The organism is Bradyrhizobium sp. 61, from assembly GCF_023073075.1.
Classification (GTDB): Bacteria; Pseudomonadota; Alphaproteobacteria; order Rhizobiales; family Xanthobacteraceae; genus Bradyrhizobium; species Bradyrhizobium barranii.
Genome location: NZ_JADPIU010000052.1, coordinates 745,990 through 764,821, shown reverse-complemented (window position 1 = coordinate 764,821; position 18,832 = coordinate 745,990). Strand labels below are relative to the sequence as shown.

Annotated in this window: 17 protein-coding genes; 6 read left to right on the top strand and 11 right to left on the bottom strand. The window is 66.1% G+C overall.

Annotation, left to right across the window (positions count from 1 at the left end):
• Window positions 1–35: 35 nt before the first annotated feature.
• The gene (locus tag IVB46_RS18600) at window positions 36–494 is read right to left on the bottom strand and encodes a DUF983 domain-containing protein (protein WP_256468612.1); all 459 of its coding nucleotides are present in this window, start codon (window positions 492–494) and stop codon (window positions 36–38) included.
• Between the two features lie 49 nt (window positions 495–543).
• Between IVB46_RS18600 and IVB46_RS18595 the strand changes: the two genes are divergently transcribed.
• Window positions 544–1,905 (top strand): PLP-dependent aminotransferase family protein, encoded by a 1,362-nt coding sequence (locus tag IVB46_RS18595; protein WP_247304095.1) that lies wholly within the window; start codon window positions 544–546, stop codon window positions 1,903–1,905.
• A gap of 10 nt (window positions 1,906–1,915) precedes the next feature.
• Here the strand turns inward: IVB46_RS18595 and IVB46_RS18590 are convergent, their stop codons facing one another.
• Complete coding sequence (locus tag IVB46_RS18590) at window positions 1,916–2,176, bottom strand: hypothetical protein (protein ID WP_247304097.1); 261 nt, start codon at window positions 2,174–2,176, stop codon at window positions 1,916–1,918.
• Window positions 2,177–2,407: 231 nt separating this feature from the next.
• Here IVB46_RS18590 and IVB46_RS18585 point away from each other — a divergent pair, with 231 nt between their 5' ends.
• Entirely contained in the window at window positions 2,408–3,151 is a 744-nt protein-coding gene (locus tag IVB46_RS18585; protein ID WP_247304099.1) for a sulfite exporter TauE/SafE family protein, read from the top strand.
• Here IVB46_RS18585 and IVB46_RS18580 read toward each other — a convergent pair.
• The 5 genes from IVB46_RS18580 to IVB46_RS18560 all read right to left on the bottom strand — a co-directional run bounded on the left by IVB46_RS18580 (window position 3,148) and on the right by IVB46_RS18560 (window position 11,202).
• Window positions 3,148–4,428 carry an O-antigen ligase family protein gene (locus IVB46_RS18580; protein WP_247304101.1) on the bottom strand — a complete coding sequence of 427 codons (1,281 nt, stop codon included), beginning with the start codon at window positions 4,426–4,428 and terminating at the stop codon, window positions 3,148–3,150. The two genes, IVB46_RS18585 and IVB46_RS18580, sit on opposite strands and share 4 nt — an antisense overlap.
• A 90-nt stretch (window positions 4,429–4,518) precedes the next feature.
• Window positions 4,519–5,925, bottom strand: coding sequence for an MATE family efflux transporter (locus IVB46_RS18575; RefSeq protein WP_247304103.1), 1,407 nt, complete (start codon window positions 5,923–5,925; stop codon window positions 4,519–4,521).
• Window positions 5,926–5,982: 57 nt separating this feature from the next.
• Window positions 5,983–7,782, bottom strand: a complete 1,800-nt coding sequence (locus IVB46_RS18570; protein ID WP_247304105.1) for an ABC transporter ATP-binding protein — start codon at window positions 7,780–7,782, stop codon at window positions 5,983–5,985.
• Between the two features lie 496 nt (window positions 7,783–8,278).
• Window positions 8,279–9,862 (bottom strand): DHA2 family efflux MFS transporter permease subunit, encoded by a 1,584-nt coding sequence (locus tag IVB46_RS18565; protein ID WP_247304107.1) that lies wholly within the window; start codon window positions 9,860–9,862, stop codon window positions 8,279–8,281.
• A gap of 29 nt (window positions 9,863–9,891) precedes the next feature.
• Entirely contained in the window at window positions 9,892–11,202 is a 1,311-nt protein-coding gene (locus tag IVB46_RS18560) for an HlyD family secretion protein (protein WP_247304109.1), read from the bottom strand.
• A gap of 199 nt (window positions 11,203–11,401) precedes the next feature.
• Between IVB46_RS18560 and IVB46_RS18555 the strand changes: the two genes are divergently transcribed.
• On the top strand, window positions 11,402–12,037 hold the full coding sequence (locus IVB46_RS18555; RefSeq protein WP_247304111.1) for a TetR/AcrR family transcriptional regulator: 636 nt from the start codon (window positions 11,402–11,404) through the stop codon (window positions 12,035–12,037).
• 54 nt (window positions 12,038–12,091) lie between these two features.
• Complete coding sequence (locus IVB46_RS18550; RefSeq protein WP_247304112.1) at window positions 12,092–12,433, top strand: DUF6665 family protein; 342 nt, start codon at window positions 12,092–12,094, stop codon at window positions 12,431–12,433.
• An 18-nt stretch (window positions 12,434–12,451) separates the two neighbouring features.
• On the opposite strand, the gene IVB46_RS18545 is transcribed toward IVB46_RS18550, so the two are convergent.
• From IVB46_RS18545 to IVB46_RS18530, 4 genes are all read right to left on the bottom strand, one after another.
• Complete coding sequence (locus IVB46_RS18545) at window positions 12,452–13,039, bottom strand: histidine phosphatase family protein (protein WP_247304114.1); 588 nt, start codon at window positions 13,037–13,039, stop codon at window positions 12,452–12,454.
• Between the two features lies 1 nt (window position 13,040).
• Window positions 13,041–14,246, bottom strand: coding sequence for an extensin family protein (locus IVB46_RS18540; protein ID WP_247304123.1), 1,206 nt, complete (start codon window positions 14,244–14,246; stop codon window positions 13,041–13,043).
• A gap of 341 nt (window positions 14,247–14,587) precedes the next feature.
• Window positions 14,588–14,920 carry a hypothetical protein gene (locus tag IVB46_RS18535; RefSeq protein ID WP_247304130.1) on the bottom strand — a complete coding sequence of 111 codons (333 nt, stop codon included), beginning with the start codon at window positions 14,918–14,920 and terminating at the stop codon, window positions 14,588–14,590.
• A 131-nt stretch (window positions 14,921–15,051) separates the two neighbouring features.
• Window positions 15,052–15,519 carry a DUF2147 domain-containing protein gene (locus IVB46_RS18530; protein ID WP_247304132.1) on the bottom strand — a complete coding sequence of 156 codons (468 nt, stop codon included), beginning with the start codon at window positions 15,517–15,519 and terminating at the stop codon, window positions 15,052–15,054.
• A gap of 592 nt (window positions 15,520–16,111) precedes the next feature.
• On the opposite strand from IVB46_RS18530, the gene IVB46_RS18525 reads away from it, so the two are divergent.
• On the top strand, window positions 16,112–16,891 hold the full coding sequence (locus IVB46_RS18525; RefSeq protein ID WP_247304134.1) for a DUF2147 domain-containing protein: 780 nt from the start codon (window positions 16,112–16,114) through the stop codon (window positions 16,889–16,891).
• 436 nt (window positions 16,892–17,327) lie between these two features.
• Window positions 17,328–18,785, top strand: a complete 1,458-nt coding sequence (locus IVB46_RS18520) for a FecR domain-containing protein (RefSeq protein ID WP_247304794.1) — start codon at window positions 17,328–17,330, stop codon at window positions 18,783–18,785.
• Window positions 18,786–18,832 lie beyond the last annotated feature (47 nt).

Genomic DNA, 18,832 nt, shown 5'->3' with positions numbered 1-18,832 from the left:
AGCGGCCGCGCGCGCGATGTAAACGCTGCGGCCTCTCAGGCCGCGCGGGTGTTCGCCTTCACGAGGACGGGCGCGACGGCCTCCCGCCTCAGCTTGCCCGCCTCAAAACCATGCATGCCGATCTGCCATTGCAGGCCGACGATGGCGCCCTTGGTCGGTTGCAGCAGCGCGAGCGAAGCGAACAGCGTCACCGGCAACCACACGGCCAATTGCAGCCAGACCGCCGGCGCGTAAGCCGTCTCGACCGCGAGGATCGCCGGCACCACGAGATGGCCGACTACGACCATCACCAGATAGGCCGGGAAGTCATCGGCGCGCTGGTGAAACAGCTCCTCGCCGCAATGGTCGCAGCTGTCCGCGACCTTCAGGAAACGGCCGAACATGTGTCCTTCGCCGCAGTTCGGGCACTTGCCCAAGAAGCCGCGCCACATCGCCTTCGTGAGAGAGACTGAACCGGTTGCCATGACAGCATCTCTTCCTTTTCGCTGATCCATACAATAATATCTTGTATCCATACATTCAAAGGATATGGGCCTGAATTGCATGGATTGGACCCCTACAATCTCGGAGCTGAGCGGGCCGCGCTACCAGCGCATCGTCGAGGCCATGGAGGCCGACATCGCCGCAGGCCGGCTGGTGCGCGGCCAGCAGCTGCCGACGCAGCGCGCGCTGGCGAAGGCCCTCGGCATTGACCTCACCACGGTGACGCGTGCCTACACCGAGGCGCGGCGCCGCGGCATCATGGAAGCCCGGGTCGGACAAGGCTCATTCGTATCCGAGACCAGCGCGCGCCGCGCGGTCGACATGCCGCACCCGGTCGCGATCGACCTCTCGATGAACGTGCCGCCGCATCCGCTGGAAGCGCAACTCGACGAGCGGATCATTGCCGGGATGGAAGCCATCCGCGCGCAATCGGGCCTGACGGCGCATCTCAACTATCAGCCGCCCGGCGGCAGCGCGCATGAGCGCGAGGTCGCGGCCCGCTGGATGCGTGCACGGGTTCCGCACGCGCGCGCCGACAGGCTCGTGATCTTTCCCGGCACGCAGACGATCCTGTTCAACCTGCTCGCGCGGCCCGGCGACGTCGTGCTGACGGAAGCGCTCACCTTCCCCGGCATCAAGGCCGCCGCGGCGCGGCTCGGCGTCAAGCTCGTCGGTGTCTCCATGGATGACGGCGGCATCCTGCCCGATGCGCTGGCGAAGGCGTGCCGCACGTACAGGCCCAAGGCCGTCTATCTCATTCCGACACTGCACAATCCGACCACCGCGACGCTTTCCGCCGACCGGCGCAACGCCATCGCCAAGATCATCAGCGATGCCGATACGATTCTGATCGAGGACGATGCCTACGGGCTGCTCGACCGTTCGGCATCGCCGATCGCAAACCTCATTCCGGAGCGGACCTATCTCGCAACCACGCTGTCGAAATGCATCGCGCCGGCGCTGCGCGTCGCCTATCTCGTGGCGCCCGACAACGCCGCGCAGCGCGACATGCGTGCCGGCTTGCAGGCCACCGTGCAGATGCCGGCGCCGCTGATGGTCGCGCTGGTGACGCATTGGATCGAGAACGGCATCGCCGATCGCATCATCGCCGCCATCCGCAACGAGGCGATCGGCCGCCAGCAGATTGCGCAGCGCGCGCTGAAAGGCATTCAGTTCCTGGCCAAGCCCGCCGCCCATCATCTCTGGCTGCGGCTGCCGGACGGCCGTCCCGACGTCGCCGCGCATCTGTTGCGGAATGGACTTGCAGTCGTCGCCGGCGATGCCTTCACCGTGGACGGAACACCGCCGCATGCCGCGCGCGTCTCGCTCGGCGCCGCGCGCAATCGATCGGAGCTGACGGAAGCGCTGCGCATCCTGGTCGGCGCGCTGCACAGGCCGGCCGACACAAGCCAGATCGTCTAGACTCTTCTTATTATTGGTGGTGACGGCGGTGGCGCGGGCGAACGACCGGCGTCACACTTGACGGATAAGCCGCATAGGCCTCGCTCGGTGCCACTGTCTCGCCACGAGCCTGGCGCGCCGCAGGCGTGAGCTGGCCGCCGTTCAGCACATCGCGGTCGGGATGGGCGGCCTGATAGGCCGCAGGTTCGGAGAACTGCGCCTGCGCCATCGTCGGCATCAGGGCCGCCGCAGACAGCAGCGCGGCTGCAACGGCAATCTTCGTGCGGGTCATGGTCGTTCTCCATCATCTCGTTCGGGGAAAGGCCAATGAGAGCGCATCATGGCGTCGGGCAGGCCCCCGGATTGAAGTATGGTCATCATGTAGGCCTGCCGTTGGCGAATGCCCGCGGTTGGGGATCACGCTTGCGTGCGGTTTTGGAATTGACCTGCACGGCCGCAGCCGTGCTATGCGGGCGTTGGCGATCAACAGTTCGGGATCGCCCATTGCGACAAGGACAATCTGTTGGAAACGCTCACTTATGCGCTGCTGCTGTTCGGCGCGCTGGCCGGCGGCTTCGTCTCGGGACTGGCCGGCTTCGGGACCGCGCTGATGGCGCTCGGCATCTGGCTCTACGTCCTGCCGCCCTCGCTCGCGGTGCCCCTGGTGCTGATCTGCTCGGTGATCGCGCAGACCTCGACGCTGCCGTCGATGTGGAAGAGTTTCGACCTGTCGCTGGTCTGGCCGTTCCTGATCGGGGGCCTGATCGGCGTGCCGCTCGGCACCATGCTGATCGCCTCCGCCGATCCAAAAGTGTTCAAGCTGAGCGTCGGCGTGCTGATCCTGATCTTTTCGGCCGCTCTCTATCTCAACAAGAGGCCCCTCGCCGTGACGTTCGGTGGCCGCATCGCCGACGGCGCGATCGGCTTTGCCGGCGGCATTCTCGGCGGCCTCGCCGGATTGTCCGGGCCGCTTCCGATCCTCTGGGCCAATATCCGCGGCTGGAACAAGCACGAGCGGCGCGGCATCTTCCAGCTCTTCAATTTCACCGTGCTCGCGACCGCGCTGGTGTTGCAGACGGCGTCGGGCCTCGTCGAATTCAAGGTGGTCTGGCTCGCGCTGGTCGCCTTCCCGGGCACGCTGATCGGCGCCTGGGCCGGCGCCCGCGTCTATCACGCGCTGAACGACAAGCATTTTGGCGATGTCGTGCTCGGCCTGTTGTTCCTGTCGGGCCTGACCCTCGTCTGGAACAGTATTGCCGCGCTTTAGGTGCGCGTCCTCTTCGCCGCGAGCGCCATGCCGCCGGCGACGCCGACACCGAGCACGTAGATCCAGCCCGAGGTGAAATCGAACAGATGCGTGTTGAGCAGTGAGGACAGCATGTTCTGCACCACGACCAGCATGCCGATCCAGCAGGCCAGTCCCTCGCCGCGAAACATCAGAAGGTGCGCGATCCACAGCGCGTAGAGGACCAGCACACCGACCATCCCCCACTGCACGGCATTGCTCAGGGTCTGATTGTGCGGGTTGCTGACGATCTCGCCGCGCAGCGGGTCGTCATGCGGATTGGCGGCCACGCCGGCGAACAGACCGCGGATCGAGCCGGTGCCGTGCCCGATCAGCGGCGCGTCGGCGATGAACCTCAGGGACTTCCGCCAGTATTCGAGACGCGAGCCCATGCCGCTGATCGAATTGTTCTCGGCTTCCAGGCTCCTTTCATAATCGCTCTGGAACTTGCCGACGGTCGCGCGCAGATGCGGCGAGACGGCCCAGAGCGCTACGGCGATCAACGCCGTCGCAGCGCCGGCGACGAGCGCCGCCCGCCAGCGTAGATGCAGCAGTGCAAACACCACGAGCAGGACCGGCAGCGTCACCAGCGCCGTGCGCGAGACCACGACGAACATCATGTTGGCGAGGAAGCCGAGCGCCAATACGGCGAACAACGCCGCGATCCGAACGCGGCCCTGCTGGACCAGCGTCACGATCGGGTACACCAGCGCGATCGCACAGAGCGCGAATTCCTGGCTCTGGTCGATATAGTTGCGCACGGCAATCCCGCTCTCGACCTGGTAGGGCCCGCGCGACAGATAGAGCTTTAGCGAGAGCCTGGGATCGATCGCGACAGTGAAGGAGTACAGCATGAGCAGCGTGCAGGAGACCAGGAACGCCGCAAAAACCCATTTGCCGTAGGGCCAGCGCTCGAACTGGTAGATCAGCAGCGGGATCACCAGCAGTTTTGCCGGCGGCCCGAGCGCGTGCAGCCGCTCGGCCCAGGGCGCAACCGACCAGAGCGTGCCGACGAGTGCCAGCACGAACAGCGCGATCGGCAGCAGGCAGATCGGGCGCAGCAGCGAGCGCGGGAGCTCGCGAAGGTCGATGAAAGCAAAGGCGATCAGCCACGGCACGAGCGCAAAAGTCACGCCGGTGGTGCTCCAGGGCAGCAGCAACGCGACCAGCGCAACGAAGCGGGCCGGTGTGCGGTAGCGCGCCGCCCAGATCGCGGAGAGCCAGGACGCTCGTCCCTGCTCGTTCAACACTTCGGTCATTCCTGTCCCCAGTAGATTCGCGGCCCACCCACGGCGCGGCAAACTAGCCGGAGCCGTGGGTGGGCGACAAGCGCGCGTCCGTTCGATCTGCTACGCGGGCTCGCGCATCGGAGGCACAACCGGCTCGGAATTTGCTGGCTTCGCGACCTTCTCCTGTGCCGGCAGCGCAAGGCGTTTTCTGAACTCCCGGAGCAACAGCCACACGCTCAGGGCGGCCTGTAGCGTGGTCGTCGCGATCGACAAATACCAGACATGCTCCATCCGGAAGCCCGGCCACGTCGAGAGCCAGATCGACGGCAGGGAATAGGTGAGGACCCGCGCCGCCGAGGTCCACAACACCGGCTTGGTGTTGCCAAGCCCCTGAAACATGCTGGAGCAGGTAAAGATCAGCCCCTGCGCCACCATGTTGAGCGAGACGAGGCGCAGAAACAGCGACGCGACCGCCATCGTCTCCTGATCCCTGGAGAAGCCGGCAAGCAACAGACCGGGCGCGAACTGCGCGAGGATCATGAAGACAATCATCACGGCGGTCGCGATAAGCGACGCCTTGACAAAGGTCTCCCGCACACGTGCGCCATTGCCGGCGCCGAAATTCTGGCCGGCGATGGGCCCTGCAGCGAGGGCAATGGCGAGCGCCGGCATCTGGATCAGCCCGAGGAGACGCGTCCCGATGCCAAACCCCGCCTGCGCCGCCGGGCCAAAAATGCTCAGCACGTAATAGCCCACGGCCATGATGATGAAGATCATCGCAAATTCCCCGCCGGCGGGCAGGCCGACATTGAGGATTCTCTTCCACTGCCGCAGCTGCGGCCGCCATTGCTCGGGGTGAAACGCGACGTAGCGCTCCAGCTTGAGGAAATAGCCGAGCAGCATCAGCACGCCGACGAAGACGGCGATCGAGCTGGCAAGGCCGGCACCGGCGACACCGAGCGCATGTCCGGTGCCCCAGCCCGTGATCAGCACCGGCGCCAGCGCGATGTTGATCACCACGGCCAGCGCCTGCACCAGCATGCTCGGCCGCACGATGCCGGTCGCCCGCAATGCGGACGCCATCACTTGCGTGGCGAATTGCAGCGCCAGCGCCGGCATGAACCAGAGCAGATAAACGGTACCGGCTTCGACCGTAGCTTCGTCGGCCGCAACCGCGCGCATGTAGGGGCGCGACAGCGCGAAGCCCGCGACCAATGTCAGGATCCCGAACAGCACCGACAGGACGACCGACTGGTTGAAGACCAGATTGGCGTCGCCGCGGTCCTTCCGCCCCACGGCGTGCGCCATCAGCGCCACCGTGCCGACGCCAAGCACCTGCATCAGTGCATTGACCAGAAAGCCCGCATTGCCGGCCGCCGCGACGCCGGCGATCGCCGCCTCGCCCAGACCCGAGACGAAATACAGATCGACGAGCTGACAGATCATGATCGTGATCATGCCGACCACGATCGGAGGCGCCATGCTCAGAATGTGGCTCACGATGGAGCCGCGCGTCAGGTCCTTCATCTCATTCCATCCTTAACGGCGTGACCGCGGGACTTGCGTCCCGCTGCCGCGCGCCTCTCATTCCGCCGCCGCGATGCGCCCGAGCTCCACCACCTGGCGCTCGAACAGACCGCGATAGATGCCCCCTGGCTTGCCCGCGAGCATGGCATGGGTGCCTTGCTCGACGATCTCGCCGCGGTCGAACACCAGGATCCGGTCGAGGCTGCGCACCGTCGACAGCCGGTGCGCGATCACGATCGAGGTCCGGCCCTTCATCAGCCGCTCCATCGCCTGCTGGATCAGCGCCTCCGATTCCGAATCGAGGCTCGAGGTCGCCTCGTCCAGGATCAGCACCGGCGCGTCCGCCAGGAAGGCGCGCGCCAGCGCCACGCGCTGCCGCTCGCCGCCCGAGAGCTTCACGCCGCGCTCGCCAACCAGCGTGCCGTAGCCCTTCGGCAGGCGCAGGATAAAGTCGTGCGCATTCGCCAGCCGCGCCGCGTGCTCGATCGCCTCCAGGCTGGCACCGGGCCGGCCATAGGCGATGTTCTCCGCAAGCGTGCGGTGGAACAGGATCGGTTCCTGCTGCACGATCGCGATCTGGCTGCGCAGCGATTGCTGCGTAGCGTGCGCGATGTCCTGCCCGTCGATCAGCACGCGGCCACCGGAGACGTCGTAGAGCCGCTGCACCAGCTTGACGAAGGTCGTCTTGCCGGAGCCGGAGCGGCCGACCAGGCCGACGCGCTCGCCGGCGCGGATCGTGACCGACAGTCCGTCATACAGTGGCGCGCGGTGGCCGCCATAATGGAACGTGACGTCGTCGAACACGATCTCGCCGGCCTCGATCGCGATCGGCCGCGCACTGGCCGCATCGGCGATCCCGATCGGCTCGCCATGGATCGCCACCAATTCGTCCATGTCGTTGACCGAGCGCTGGAGGTTGTTGATGTGCATGCCGACGTCGCGCAGATAGGCGTGGATGACGTAATAGCTCGTCAGCACATAGGTGACGTCGCCGGGCGAGGCGTGCCCGGACATCCACAGCAGCACCGCGCCGCCGATCACGGACGCACGCAGGCATAGCAGCAGCGAGAGCTGCGCCATGGCCGTGTAGTTGTAGCGAAACCAGGTCCGCCGCACGCGCACGCGCCAGCGGTTGATGACGCGGGCGAGCCGCGTATCCTCGCGCGCTTCGGCGCCGAAGGATTTCACCACGGCGTTGCAGGTCAGCGCGTCCGCCAGCGTACCGCCGACCTTGGTGTCCCAGGCGTTGGAGACGCGCGCGGCCGGCGCGATGTAGCGCGTCGAGAACAGCACAGTGATGGCGACGTAGAAAAGCGCGCCCACCGCGATCACCGCGCCGAGCGACGTCCAGTGCAGGCCGATCAGGACCATGGAGCCGATCAACACCAGCAGAGACGGCGCCAACGCCATCAGGATGGTGTCGTTGAGCAGGTCGAGCGCCCACATGCCGCGGGTGACCTTGCGCACCGTGGAGCCGGCAAAGGAGTTGGCGTGCCAGTCGGTCGAGAAGCGCTGCACGCGCGTGAAAGCCTCCTGGGCGACATCCGACATGATCTTGAGCGTGAACGGGACGATTGCCTGGAGACCGATCAACCTCAGCACCACGGACGCCGCACCGAGCGCCACGATGGCGCCGAACGCAACCAGCGCCGCGCGGCGCGCGTCGGGATCGGACGAGCCGCGCGTCAGCGCATCGACCAGATGTCCGGAGAATACCGGCATGAACAGGTCCGCGATGGTTGCGCCCAGCAGGCCGCCGGCCACGATCAGGCCGCGTCCGGGCTGCTTCAGCCAGTGCCGGAATACGAAGGGCAGCACCACGCGTATGGCCGCGGGCCTTTTTGACAGAGAGGTCATGACATTATCCGGCCGCTTTCTGTGCAGGCCGGCTCCATCGACGGACGCAAGTCCGCCACGGAGGCCTGACCGGCATCACTCACAGCTGATTTTGACTTGGGAAGTAGAGAGATCGGGACTCGTGACCCGATCGAATCTGGCGGAAGGGGCCTCTAACAGGCCGCCGACATACCGAACCAGAACATCGAACGCGGGCGTACGATCTGCGAGTGCGACGAAATCATGCAAATCTCTCCCTGGCTCGATTGAATGAGATGCGCTTTATAGATGTGTCACGGCTGATTTGCAACGGGGCTTCCGCGAATTCACGGACGGGTGTTGCAATTTGGTGCGTGGCGCCTTGGTCCGGCATCGCCGCCGCCTCAATCTCCGCTGTCATGCCCCGGCTTGACCGGGGCATCCAGTACTCCGCGGCGATAGTTAGCTCACACAACTTCCGCCGCGGAGTACTGGATCGCCCGCCTTCGCGGGCGATGACACCTCGTAAGCCGCTTGCCTAATGCGCGTCGCCGCCACCGGTCATCGAGGCCGGTTTGCTCAGCAGCGTGACCAGCAGGCTGAGGCCGAGATAAAACAGCGTCAGCGCGAAGAAGGCGTCGCCAAAGCTCATCACCACGGCCTGGCGGTGCACGATCTGGCTGAGCTGCTTCATCGCCATCAGCGTGGAATCGCCGAGCCCCTGGAATTTCTGCATGAACATGGTCAGGGTTTCGGTCGCGGTCGCATTGCCCCAGGTCACCCGCTCCTGAAGGCGGGTGATGTGGAGGTCGGTGCGATTGTTGAGCACGGTGTTGATGACGGCAAGGCCGACCGCGCCGCCGAGATTGCGCATCAGGTTGAACAGGCCGGAGGCGTTCTTCACCCTGTCGGGTGCCAGCGTTCCGAGCGCGATGTTGTTGGTCGGCACCATCGCGAACATCATGCCGATGCCGCGCAGGATCTGCGGCACCAGCAGCTCGTAGAAATCGTAGTCGCGCGTGATCCAGGTCATCTGGTAGGAGCCGATCGCGAACACGACGAGGCCGAACGCGATCATGTAGCGCATGTCGACCTTCACCATGAGACGGCCGACCAGCGGCGCGACCAGGAACATGGTGATGCCGGAGACGAACATGGTCTCGCCGATCATCAGGGCGCTGTAGCCGCGCACCTCGGCGAGATAGCGCGGATAGATGTAGGTCAGGCCGTAGAGGCCGATGCCGATGCAGAACTGCAGGACGCAGCCGATCGCGAAATTGCGGTTGGAGAAGGTGCGCAAATTGACGATCGGTTCGGCCGCGGTGAAGACGCGCCAGAAGAAGGCGATCGCCGAGATCGCGCAGATCCAGGCGCAGATCGCGACGGACGTGTCCTGCATCCACTCATGTTGCGGACCTTCCTCCAGCACATATTCCAGCGTGCCGAGGAAGCCGGCCATGAAGAGCAGGCCCCACCAGTCGAAGCGGTCGAGCAGCTCGAAATGCGGCTCGTCGAAATCGACCAGCGCCAGCACGCCCAGGGTGATGCCGATGCCGGGCACGACGTTGATGAAGAACAGCCAGTTCCACGACATCAGATCGGTGATGTAGCCGCCGACCGTCGGGCCGATCGTGGGAGCCAGGGTCGCAACAAGCCCGATGATGGGACCGACGATGTGGAATTTGGAGCGCGGGAACACGGTGTAGGCCGAGGCGAACACGGTCGGGATCATGCCGGCGCCCAAAAAGCCCTGAAGGGCACGCCAGAGGATCATCTCCTCGATCGTGGTGGCGAAGCCGCAGAGCAGGCTCGAGGCCGTGAAGCCCGCGGCCGAGATCGCGAACAGCAGCCGCGTGCCGAAAGCGCGCGACAAAAAGCCCGACAGCGGGATCGCGATCACCTCGGCGATCAGATAGGCGGTCTGGACCCAGGCGACCTCGCTGGAGCTTGCCGACAGGCCTGCCTGGATTTCACTGAGGGACGCCGAGACGATCTGGATGTCCAGGATCGACATGAACATCCCGAACACCATGATGATGAAGGCGAACAGCCGCTTCGGCGCGATGCGCTCCGAAGCGGGGTCCGCCATCATGGCGGGTGAAGCGGTGGTGGCGTTGGCCATGGTCTGACCTCGCAGCGCTCGATTTGTGGCTACTGCGGGTGGATCGCGGTGGGATCGTCGAGATCGATCTCGCTGTCGGCGTCGGCCGCGCCCTTGTTGGTATCGACGGTCGCATACACCGACATGCCGGCGCGGAGCAGGTTCTGCTTCGCCACCGACTTCGGCACGCGGATGCGGACCGGCACGCGCTGCACGATCTTGGTGAAGTTGCCGGTGGCGTTGTCAGGTGGCAGCAGCGTGAACACCGAGCCCGCGCCCGCTGCGATGCTGTCGACGATTCCGGAGAACTTGCGCATGCCGTAGGCATCGACCTTGATTGTCACCGGCTGGCCGGGACGGATGCGCTTGAGCTGCGTTTCCTTGAAATTGGCATCGATATAGACGTCGTCGAGCGGCACGATGTTGCCGAGGCGCTGGCCGACCGCGACGAAGTCGCCGGCGCTGACCAGGCGGTTCGAGAACGTGCCGTCGACCGGCGCGCGCACCGCGGTGAAGGAGAGATCGCGCTCGGCCTTGGCGAGCGAGGTCTTGAGCTCGGCGAGCTGCGCCTGCGCTTCGGCCTGCTGCGCCTTGGTGACGTGGACATTGCTGACCGCGACGTCGTAGGCGGCCTGCGCGGCCTTGACCGCGGCGGCGCCCTGGTCGCGTCCGGCTTCCGAGCTTTCGAACGTGGCGCGCGAAGCAAAGCCCTTGCTGCTCAGCGCCTGCTGGCGCTCATAATCGAGATCGGCGCGCTTGAGGCCCGCCTCGGCCGAGACGAGCTGTGCCTTGGCCTGTGCAACCTGGCTCTCGAGCGCTGCAATCTGGCGGCCGATGCGATCGATGGTGGCCTGCTGGGTCGCGATCCTGGTCGCGGCGGCATCGACTGCGATCTTGTAGTCGCCGTCATCGATGCGGAAGACGACGTCGCCGGCGCGCACGGTCGTATTGTCGCCGGCGAGGATCGAAGAGATGTGGCCGGCAACGCGCGCGCCCAGCATGGTGTTGTTGGCGCGGACATAGGCGTCGTCGGTGGCGACGTAGAAGCGGCCAACCAGCGTGTAGTAGCCGGCGTAGCTCGCGGCCGCGAGCGCCAGCACGAGGCCAACACCCATCAGGACGAATTTGCGCTTGCCGGGCTTCGGCGCGTCGGCGGCAGCGGGTGCAGCCGGCTTGTCGGTCACGGGCGTCTCCGGCGCCTCATTGGTGCGGCGCTTGGTTTCCTCGGCCACATGAGAGCGCAACTGCTCGGCAAGGGCGACGGATTTCTCGGTCGCAGCTTCACTGCCGGCCTGCCCCGGCGTCGTCTCCACCGCTTCCTGGCGAAGGACACGCGCAGCCTGGTCTCTCGATACGGCCATAAAGGCCTCCCCAACAAAAAAGCGGCGACCAGGGACGGCCGTCCTGCGGCCGGTTCCCTCTCGCCCATCCCAAATATCATTGACCGAACGGTTCGGTCAACATAGATAATATTCCCGGGCGGGACCCTACTGGCCCGAATCCTTTATTTGGGTTTCATGGGTCGGGCCCGATCCAGAAACCTTCCGAGACGCTGAACCAATGGTTGTAGCCGGCCGCGAACATCTCCACGTCGTCCAAGAGGAGGACAGCTCCAAGCGCCGCCAGATCCTGGACGGGGCCCGGAAGGTGTTCATGGATCTCGGTTTCGACGGTGCCAGCATGGGCGAGATCGCGCGCGCGGCGCAGGTCTCCAAGGGCACGCTCTACGTCTACTTCGCCGACAAATGCGCGCTGTTCGAATCCATTCTCGAGGAGGAAGCGCTCCAGCACGGCCAGGTCGTTTTCAATTTCGATCCCGCGCGCGATGCCGAGACCACGCTGAAGGATTTTGGCCGGGCCTATATCCATCTGCTGTGCCGGCCCGGCGGCGGTTCGGCGATCCGCACCGTGATGGCGATCGCCGAGCGCATGCCCGACGTCGGCCGCCGCTATTATCTGCGCGTGCTGGACAAGACCATCAACCGGCTCTCCGAATATCTCAAAATCCATGTCGCCTCCGGCGACCTCAAGATCGACGATTGCGATCTGGCGGCGTCGCAGTTCATGGAGCTGTGCAAGGCCTCGCTCTTCCTGCCGTTCGTCTTCCAGGCCGCGCCCGCGCCGTCGGAAGAGCGCATGACCGAGGTCGTCGACAGCGCGACGCGGATGTTTCTGGCGGCATACCGCGCGAAGTAGCAGTGGCGGGCCACGCGTTGCGCTGGCCGCTGCCGCGGCATTATATTAAGCACCATGTCCCGTGATCTTCGCCCGCCCGTCGATATCCTCCATTACGAGATCGTCCAGGAACAGGCCTCAGCGCTTGGACGGATGGGCAGTGCACTCGAACAGAGTCTTGCGCGCCTGCGCGAATTCGACGCCGCTCACGCGCGCTCGGAAGTGCCGGCCTCAATGCAAGCGGCGCGGCGCAAGCTGGTGATGGAAGCCGGCCAGGCGCTCTGGATGCTCGTGGTGCAACGTGAGGCGACCGGCTTGCGCGACAGCCGCCATATCATGCGGACCTACAACGTTCCGGGCGAGGTGCAGCGGTGCATGGGGATGGTCCCCGCACCGTCGAAGCCGGCCTCGCAGTGATTGTCAGGCACCCTGGAGCTAGGTCCCGATCTCTTCCATCTTGCGCCACCCATGCAGGACGCGGCGCCCGTCCCGGGTGAATGCGAAGCAGTTGCCGCCGCCGGCCGCCTGATCGTGAACGCGATCGATGGCATGACCGGCGTAGTGGCAGAACAGCAGCGTGCCGACGGCACCGTGGCCGACGAAGAGAACATCGCCCGGGCGATTGCGGGCCAGCACCGCCTCGGTCTCGCGCACGATGCGTGCCTGCGCATCGACGGCACGCTCCCAACCGCGGACGCTGAGATATGGCTGCGCGAAAAACCGGTCGGCGACCTCCTCGAACTCGGCCGGCTTCAGGAAGCCGGTCGCCGAACGGTCGTTCTCATGCATGGCCTCGCGGATCTCGATCATGATTGCGAGGCGGCCCGCGATGATCTCCGCGGTCTCGATCGCCTTGCGCTCGGCGCTCGAGACGATCTGCGTGGTGTTCGCGAGCCAGCCCGCATTCGCCAGCGCTTCGGTGCGCGTTCGACCGACCGGGCTGAGGCCCCATTGCGGCACCGGCACGGCGGGATCGATTTGCACCTGCGGATGGGTGAGATAGCGGACGATATCGGCGGGCATCTTACTCGTCGGCGTACTCGTCCTCTTCCTGCTTGCGCGTCGCGCTCTTGCGCGTTCCGAGCGAGCCCGTGACATAGGGATCACGCCGACCGGCGTAAGGGTTGCGCTGCTGGGCGCGGCCGGCGACCTCGTCGCCGGAGACGGCGGCGGGCTGGCAGATCAGGCGGCGGCTGGCGCGGCGCATCAGATCCACATGGATATGATCGTAGTGATAGACGTTCGAGCCCGGCGCGAGCACCGTGGTGAAATGCGCGCACGCGCCCGACTGCACGTCGCGCAGGAACCCCTGCTCTTCCGGCATGCCGCGCCAGCCATCCTTCACGGTGACGCGGCGGCCGTCGGCGAGCACGAAGGCGGCGATGTCGAGCGCGTTGCCGAAGGCGTGCTCGGAAATGTGGGCGTGCGAGTTACCGTTCATGCCGCGGCAGGAATAGGCGGAGATCTGCTTGATCTCGACGACGCGGGCGCCGAACCAGCGCATCGCCGATGGCTGCACGGTGTCGGCGAGCCAGCGATCCAGCTCGGACACGATCGGGCAGGCGAGCGTCGCGGTCGGCTTGATCGCGACGGGGCCGACGGCGATGACGGGATTGCCCTGCGCCGGACCAAGACGCGGCAAAGGTTGCTGCGCGGGCGCCTGCGAGTACGGCGCCGGCCGCGCCGGATAGCTCGGCGCATTCATGTAGCGTGCGGCGCCCGCGGCATCGGTGCCCTCGGGCGGCAGGTCGATCTCGTCCTCTTGCTGTGCCACGCCGGGCGCGTTCAGCGACATCGGGCCGGGCGAATTGCCATAGCCGGAGGGCTGGCGCACCGCGCTCTCGGGATAGTTCGACCGCTGCGGATAGGAGGATGCCGGATAGTTCTGGCTCCGCGGAGCGTTCGATCGCGGCTGCGTCACCGGCCATCGCGGCTGGCCGCCGACACTCCCCGGCGGGCGCAGTTCCTCGTCGGCAAAGCCATAGCTGCCCGAGGCTTCACCGATGGCGGCGACTTTCAACGGGAACTCGGCGCCGCACATGCCGGGGCCCGAGATCGGGTCGATGCGGACGAGATCCGGCCCCTCTTTCACCGCGCCCGATTTCAGGCATGCGGCTTCGGCCTCGGCCCGCCACGGTTCGCGTTCGGCCTGGAAAAAACCGCGTCCGCAACCCGCAAGCGAAACAAGGACGATGGAGCCGACGAGATACAAACGAACTCCGCGCGTCATGCACGCACGTTCGGTGAATTTACTTAAAGACTCTTCAACGTGTTGATTTCAGTGTTCTTTAACCATACCGGCGCGCACGCGCGTGCGCCGCCCGACAGCAGCGGAAGCAAGGCTGACTTTTTCGGAGAGAGACTCTCTGTTAACCATGATGCGCTCGCACGGGGGACAACAGCGGGAGCGATTTTATGACGTTCGCCGGGAGACTGAGCGTTATCACCGCGTGCCTCGCCATGGCCTTTGTCGGCGCCATCGTGCTCGGCATGATCTAGAGACATCACCGACCGCATCACGGGCTTGCCCGGCGGCGCCGGATCATCCGGCCGTCGGGCCTATTGCCGTGCTCAGAAATTCGAGCAGGACGATCCCGTGACGCCGCCGATCTTGAAGTCGTGGCAGACGAGACCGGGATTGTCAGGATCGGGATAGCCGTCGTCCTTCTCGCGAACCGTATGACTGAAGCGCCAGCCCCGCGTGCGCATGCAGCGCTTGTATTGCGCTGAGGTCACCGTGCCGTTCTGCGGCGCACCGAGTTGCGCGTCGCAGAGCGCGCTGTCGACATGCAGCGCATCGTCGCCGCGCTGCTGCTTCAGCATGTTGTTCCAGATGTCGGTGTCGGCGTGGGCCGGGATCGCGCTGCTGATCAGCAGCGCGGCGATGAGGCCGAGACGTTTCATGTTCGCTCTCCTTGCATGCGTCGTCAGCCATCGGTCGCGTGCAAGCGAGAAGCAGGTTCGGTGCGGGACGATTACAAATTGGACAGGGGCAAGCTGCCACCCTCCCCCTCTAGGGGAGGGTAAGAGAAACGCTACGACCTTGCCCCCCACTGCCGTGATGTCGTGATCACCTTCTGCTGCCGCTCCTCGACGCGCGTCCAGTCGTTGCCGGAGCACCAGAAGCGGCCGAGCGCGCAGGCTTCGACGCGAAGCCTGCCGGAGGCCGTCAGCGTCATCGTCCCATAATAGGTGCTGCCGCTGGAACGGCTGTAGATGCTGCCGGTCCAGGCGTCGTGGGTTTTCGGCTTCATGTTGATGAGCACGCTTTCGCCGTGGCTCGAGGCTTCGGTCAGCGCATAGCCGCACAGCGCGGCGCCGCAGCGTTCGATGCGAACCGTGCCCTTGGCGCCTGCGCTCTCCCATTCGCCGAGCGGTGAATAAGCCGGCTCGTCATCGCTGCGTTGTGCGATCGCGGAGGTCTGGTCGATCTCGGGCGTCGGAGCGACGGCCATCGCCTCCACGCGCGGCGGATCGAGCAGGACGGTCTTCGGCGGATCCATGCGCGGCATCTCAACTCGCGGCGGATTGAGGCTCGGCGCCTCGAGTCTTGGCGGCGACGGCAGGACTACAGGCTGCGATGTGGCCGCGGCCATGACGGGGGCGGGCGGCGCGGGCGGTGCCACGACGACGGCCGCTGGCGCCGGCCTGACCGGAGCTACCGGACAAGCCGGTTGCTGCGGCGCGACCGCGGGCGGCGGAGCAGGTGTCGTGTCGACATCGTTCGTCCGCCGGAGGCTGCGATTGGATGAAACCGACACGCAGGAAGCAGACCGGCAATGCCGCGGCGCCTCGACATGAAACCGGTGGCCGCCGATCGAGAAGGTGTAGGAACCGGCCTGGGCCGAAGACGCTATCGCCACCAAAGCGATCAATGTGCCAAGCGATGTCGCAAGCCGCTTCATCGGCGCCTCCCTCTGTGTCGCCACGAGGTTACGCGGGATGACCCGCCGCTGAATGTGCGCTGCCTCACCCAGCCGGCGCGGACCGTTGTGACGTCCATCACAGAAGTCGGGACAGGCTCGGCCTAGGGTCGAACCACGCTTCATCCACCAGCGACACCAGTTCAGACCGGCACAATTTTCAGAGGTTGCCATGAACAAGCTCACCATCGCCGCCACCGCGCTCTTCCTCGCTTCGACCGCCGCCGCGCATGCCGGCAACTCGATTGCGTTCCAGATCGAAGGCCAGCACATCCGCATCGAGACGCCGCGCAACTGCGCCTCGCTCGATTGCGTGACGATCGTGGCACCAGGCCTGTCGGACAAGCCGATCAAGCTGAACAACATCAACCTCAAGGGCCTCGGCGGCTCCAAGGACGACGACGACACCACGCCAGCTCCGTCCACGACGACCGCGCAGCCGGCTCCGGTGCAGCAGCAGCCCGTGCAACAGGCGCCGGTGCAGGCGACCGCGCCGGCCGCGCCTGCTGTCGCCGTCCCCGCGGCTCCCGCCACGATTGTTGCCGCGGCTCCGGCCGCCTACGACAACACCGCGCAGACCGCGCCCGCCGCGGCTCCCGTTGCCGCGCCTGCACCGGTCGCGATTGCGCCCGCTCCGGCGCCGGTTGCCGCCGCGCCCGTGCAAGCCGCCAACACGCCGATCGGCGTCTGGGCGACCGAAGAGAACAAGGGCAATGTCCGCGTCGAACAGTGCGGCGCCAATCTCTGCGGTTACGCCATGAAGTCCAACGAGCGCATCCTGATCAACATGAAGCCCGACGGCGCGAAGTGGAGCGGCCGCATCCACGATCCCGACTCCGGCCGCAACTACGACTCCACGATCGCGATGAAGGGCCCGAATGCGATGCGCGTGCAGGGCTGTGCCTTCGGCGGCATGTTCTGCGGCGGCCAGACCTGGAAGCGCGTCAGCTGACATCAACGATGTCATCCTCGACAGGTGCACAATGATCGTCATGCCCGGGCTTGTCCCGCCTACGCGGCCGAAGCCGCTTCGGCGAGGCGAAGGCCCGGGCATCCACGTTCTCAGCACCGCGCGTCAAGGCGTGGATGGCCGGAACAAGTCCGGCCATGACGATCTGAGAGACACCGCGCCACAACCGAACAAACTCTATCCCCTCACCCTGAGGAGCCTGCGCAGCAGGCGTCTCGAAGGGCGAGGCCCGGATCGACAGCTGGGCCTCTATGGTTCGAGACGCGCGCAAGGGCGCGCTCCTCACCATGAGGGGAGAGAGTGTCGTTTGAACGTTCGCCCCGTCCATGCGACACATGTTCATCCGCCATTCAGCTAACCCCGGTTGATATCGGCCGATCTCGCCTCGCGCTCTCACCGGGACTTCCTCGTGACATCAATGGTGGCTTGGCGCCGCTTCGTCTTCGCGCTTCCGTTGCTGGCGTTGCCGCTGGCCGGCGCGAGCGTGGCGCTCGCATCCGATGCGATCGAGCTTGCGCAGGCCCAGCCCCAAGCGCAGCCAAATCCCGCCCCCTCCCCGACGCCGTCGGCTTCACCTGCGCCCGCCACGGACGCGCAACCCGCCGCCGTCGAGCCCATCGGCAACGTCGCGACCGTGACGGGGATCGCGACCGTGGTCCGCGACAGGAACTCGTATCCGCTGCGCGTGCGCGACGACATCTATCTCAACGACGTCGTGCAGACCTCGTCGAACTCCTCGCTCGGCATCACCTTCAACGACGCCACCACGTTCAACCTCTCCGCCAGCGCGAAGATCACCATCGACAATTACGTCTATGAGGACGGCGGCAAGCAAAATTCGGCGATCTTCGACATCGGCAAGGGCACCGTTGCCTTCGTTGCGGCAGCTGTGGCGAAGACCGGCGACATGAAGATCGCAACGCCGACCGCAACGCTCGGCATCCGCGGCACCACCGGCGTCGTCGACGTTCCCGAAGGCGCGGCGGCCAGTGCTGCGAATAACGTCAACATCAAGCTCTATCCCGACGCCGACGGCCGGGTCGGCCACATCGAGGTCAACGACCGCACCAGCGGCACGCGACTCGGCGCGCTGACGCAGGCCGCAAGCGGTTTTGCGATCCGCCCGGGCGCCGGAAGCACAGGCGGCATGCGCTTTGCCGCCGTGCCGATCACGATCGCTCCGCAGCAGATCGCGCGCGACCGCGGTTTCGTCAGCCAGGTGCATCTGGCGCAGACCACCGGCCGGCAGATCGTCACCGAGCAGCGCGACTTCCGTCGCGCCAATCCGGCCGCGATCAGCCGCATTCCGCGGCCGACCCAGCCACCGCAGCAGCAGCAATTGCGGCCGACGACAGCGCCCGGCCAGCAGCCGCAGCGCCCGAACGGCCAGCCCGGCCAGAACAACCGTCCGGGCCAGCAGCAGCCGGGCACGCCGGGCCGCCAGGGCGCGCAGCCGCCGCAGCGGCAGGGCGGCGCCGTGCAGCCGGGCACGCCGCGCGCGGGCCAGGGTCAGCAGCAGCGAGGCCAGCAACGACAGGGCCAGCAGCAACCAGGTCAGCAGCAAGGTGCGGGACAGCCGGCAGGTGCGCCGCGTACTGGACAAGGCACGCAGCCCGGCGGCGCGCGGCAGACGCAGCCACAGCGAAACGGACAGACTCCGGCGCAGCCCGGCGGAGTCGTGCCGTCGCAGCCGGGCACGGCGCCGCAGCCGCAAACGCCGCGCACCGGATTGCAGCCGGGTCAGCCGCCCGCGGCTCAGCAGCCAGACGGCATCCAGCGCCAGGGCGGATTCCAGCAGCGCCTCCCCGCCGCGCAACGTCCCGCAGCACCGCGCAGACCGGCGCCCGCTCCGAAGGAGAAGAAAGAGCGGCGGTGAACGGTGCCTCTCCTTACCTGAGGAGCTTGCGAAGCAAGCATCTCGAA

Coding starts and splice junctions, on each gene's coding strand:
- IVB46_RS18600 (WP_256468612.1), bottom strand. CDS start 494: ATGGATCAGCGAAAAGGAAGAGATGCTGTCATGGCAACCGGTTCAGTC.
- IVB46_RS18595 (WP_247304095.1), top strand. CDS start 544: ATGGATTGGACCCCTACAATCTCGGAGCTGAGCGGGCCGCGCTACCAG.
- IVB46_RS18590 (WP_247304097.1), bottom strand. CDS start 2,176: ATGACCCGCACGAAGATTGCCGTTGCAGCCGCGCTGCTGTCTGCGGCG.
- IVB46_RS18580 (WP_247304101.1), bottom strand. CDS start 4,428: ATGACCGAAGTGTTGAACGAGCAGGGACGAGCGTCCTGGCTCTCCGCG.
- IVB46_RS18575 (WP_247304103.1), bottom strand. CDS start 5,925: ATGAAGGACCTGACGCGCGGCTCCATCGTGAGCCACATTCTGAGCATG.
- IVB46_RS18570 (WP_247304105.1), bottom strand. CDS start 7,782: ATGACCTCTCTGTCAAAAAGGCCCGCGGCCATACGCGTGGTGCTGCCC.
- IVB46_RS18565 (WP_247304107.1), bottom strand. CDS start 9,862: ATGGCCAACGCCACCACCGCTTCACCCGCCATGATGGCGGACCCCGCT.
- IVB46_RS18560 (WP_247304109.1), bottom strand. CDS start 11,202: ATGGCCGTATCGAGAGACCAGGCTGCGCGTGTCCTTCGCCAGGAAGCG.
- IVB46_RS18555 (WP_247304111.1), top strand. CDS start 11,402: ATGGTTGTAGCCGGCCGCGAACATCTCCACGTCGTCCAAGAGGAGGAC.
- IVB46_RS18550 (WP_247304112.1), top strand. CDS start 12,092: ATGTCCCGTGATCTTCGCCCGCCCGTCGATATCCTCCATTACGAGATC.
- IVB46_RS18545 (WP_247304114.1), bottom strand. CDS start 13,039: ATGCCCGCCGATATCGTCCGCTATCTCACCCATCCGCAGGTGCAAATC.
- IVB46_RS18540 (WP_247304123.1), bottom strand. CDS start 14,246: ATGACGCGCGGAGTTCGTTTGTATCTCGTCGGCTCCATCGTCCTTGTT.
- IVB46_RS18535 (WP_247304130.1), bottom strand. CDS start 14,920: ATGAAACGTCTCGGCCTCATCGCCGCGCTGCTGATCAGCAGCGCGATC.
- IVB46_RS18530 (WP_247304132.1), bottom strand. CDS start 15,519: ATGGATCCGCCGAAGACCGTCCTGCTCGATCCGCCGCGCGTGGAGGCG.
- IVB46_RS18525 (WP_247304134.1), top strand. CDS start 16,112: ATGAACAAGCTCACCATCGCCGCCACCGCGCTCTTCCTCGCTTCGACC.
- IVB46_RS18520 (WP_247304794.1), top strand. CDS start 17,328: ATGGTGGCTTGGCGCCGCTTCGTCTTCGCGCTTCCGTTGCTGGCGTTG.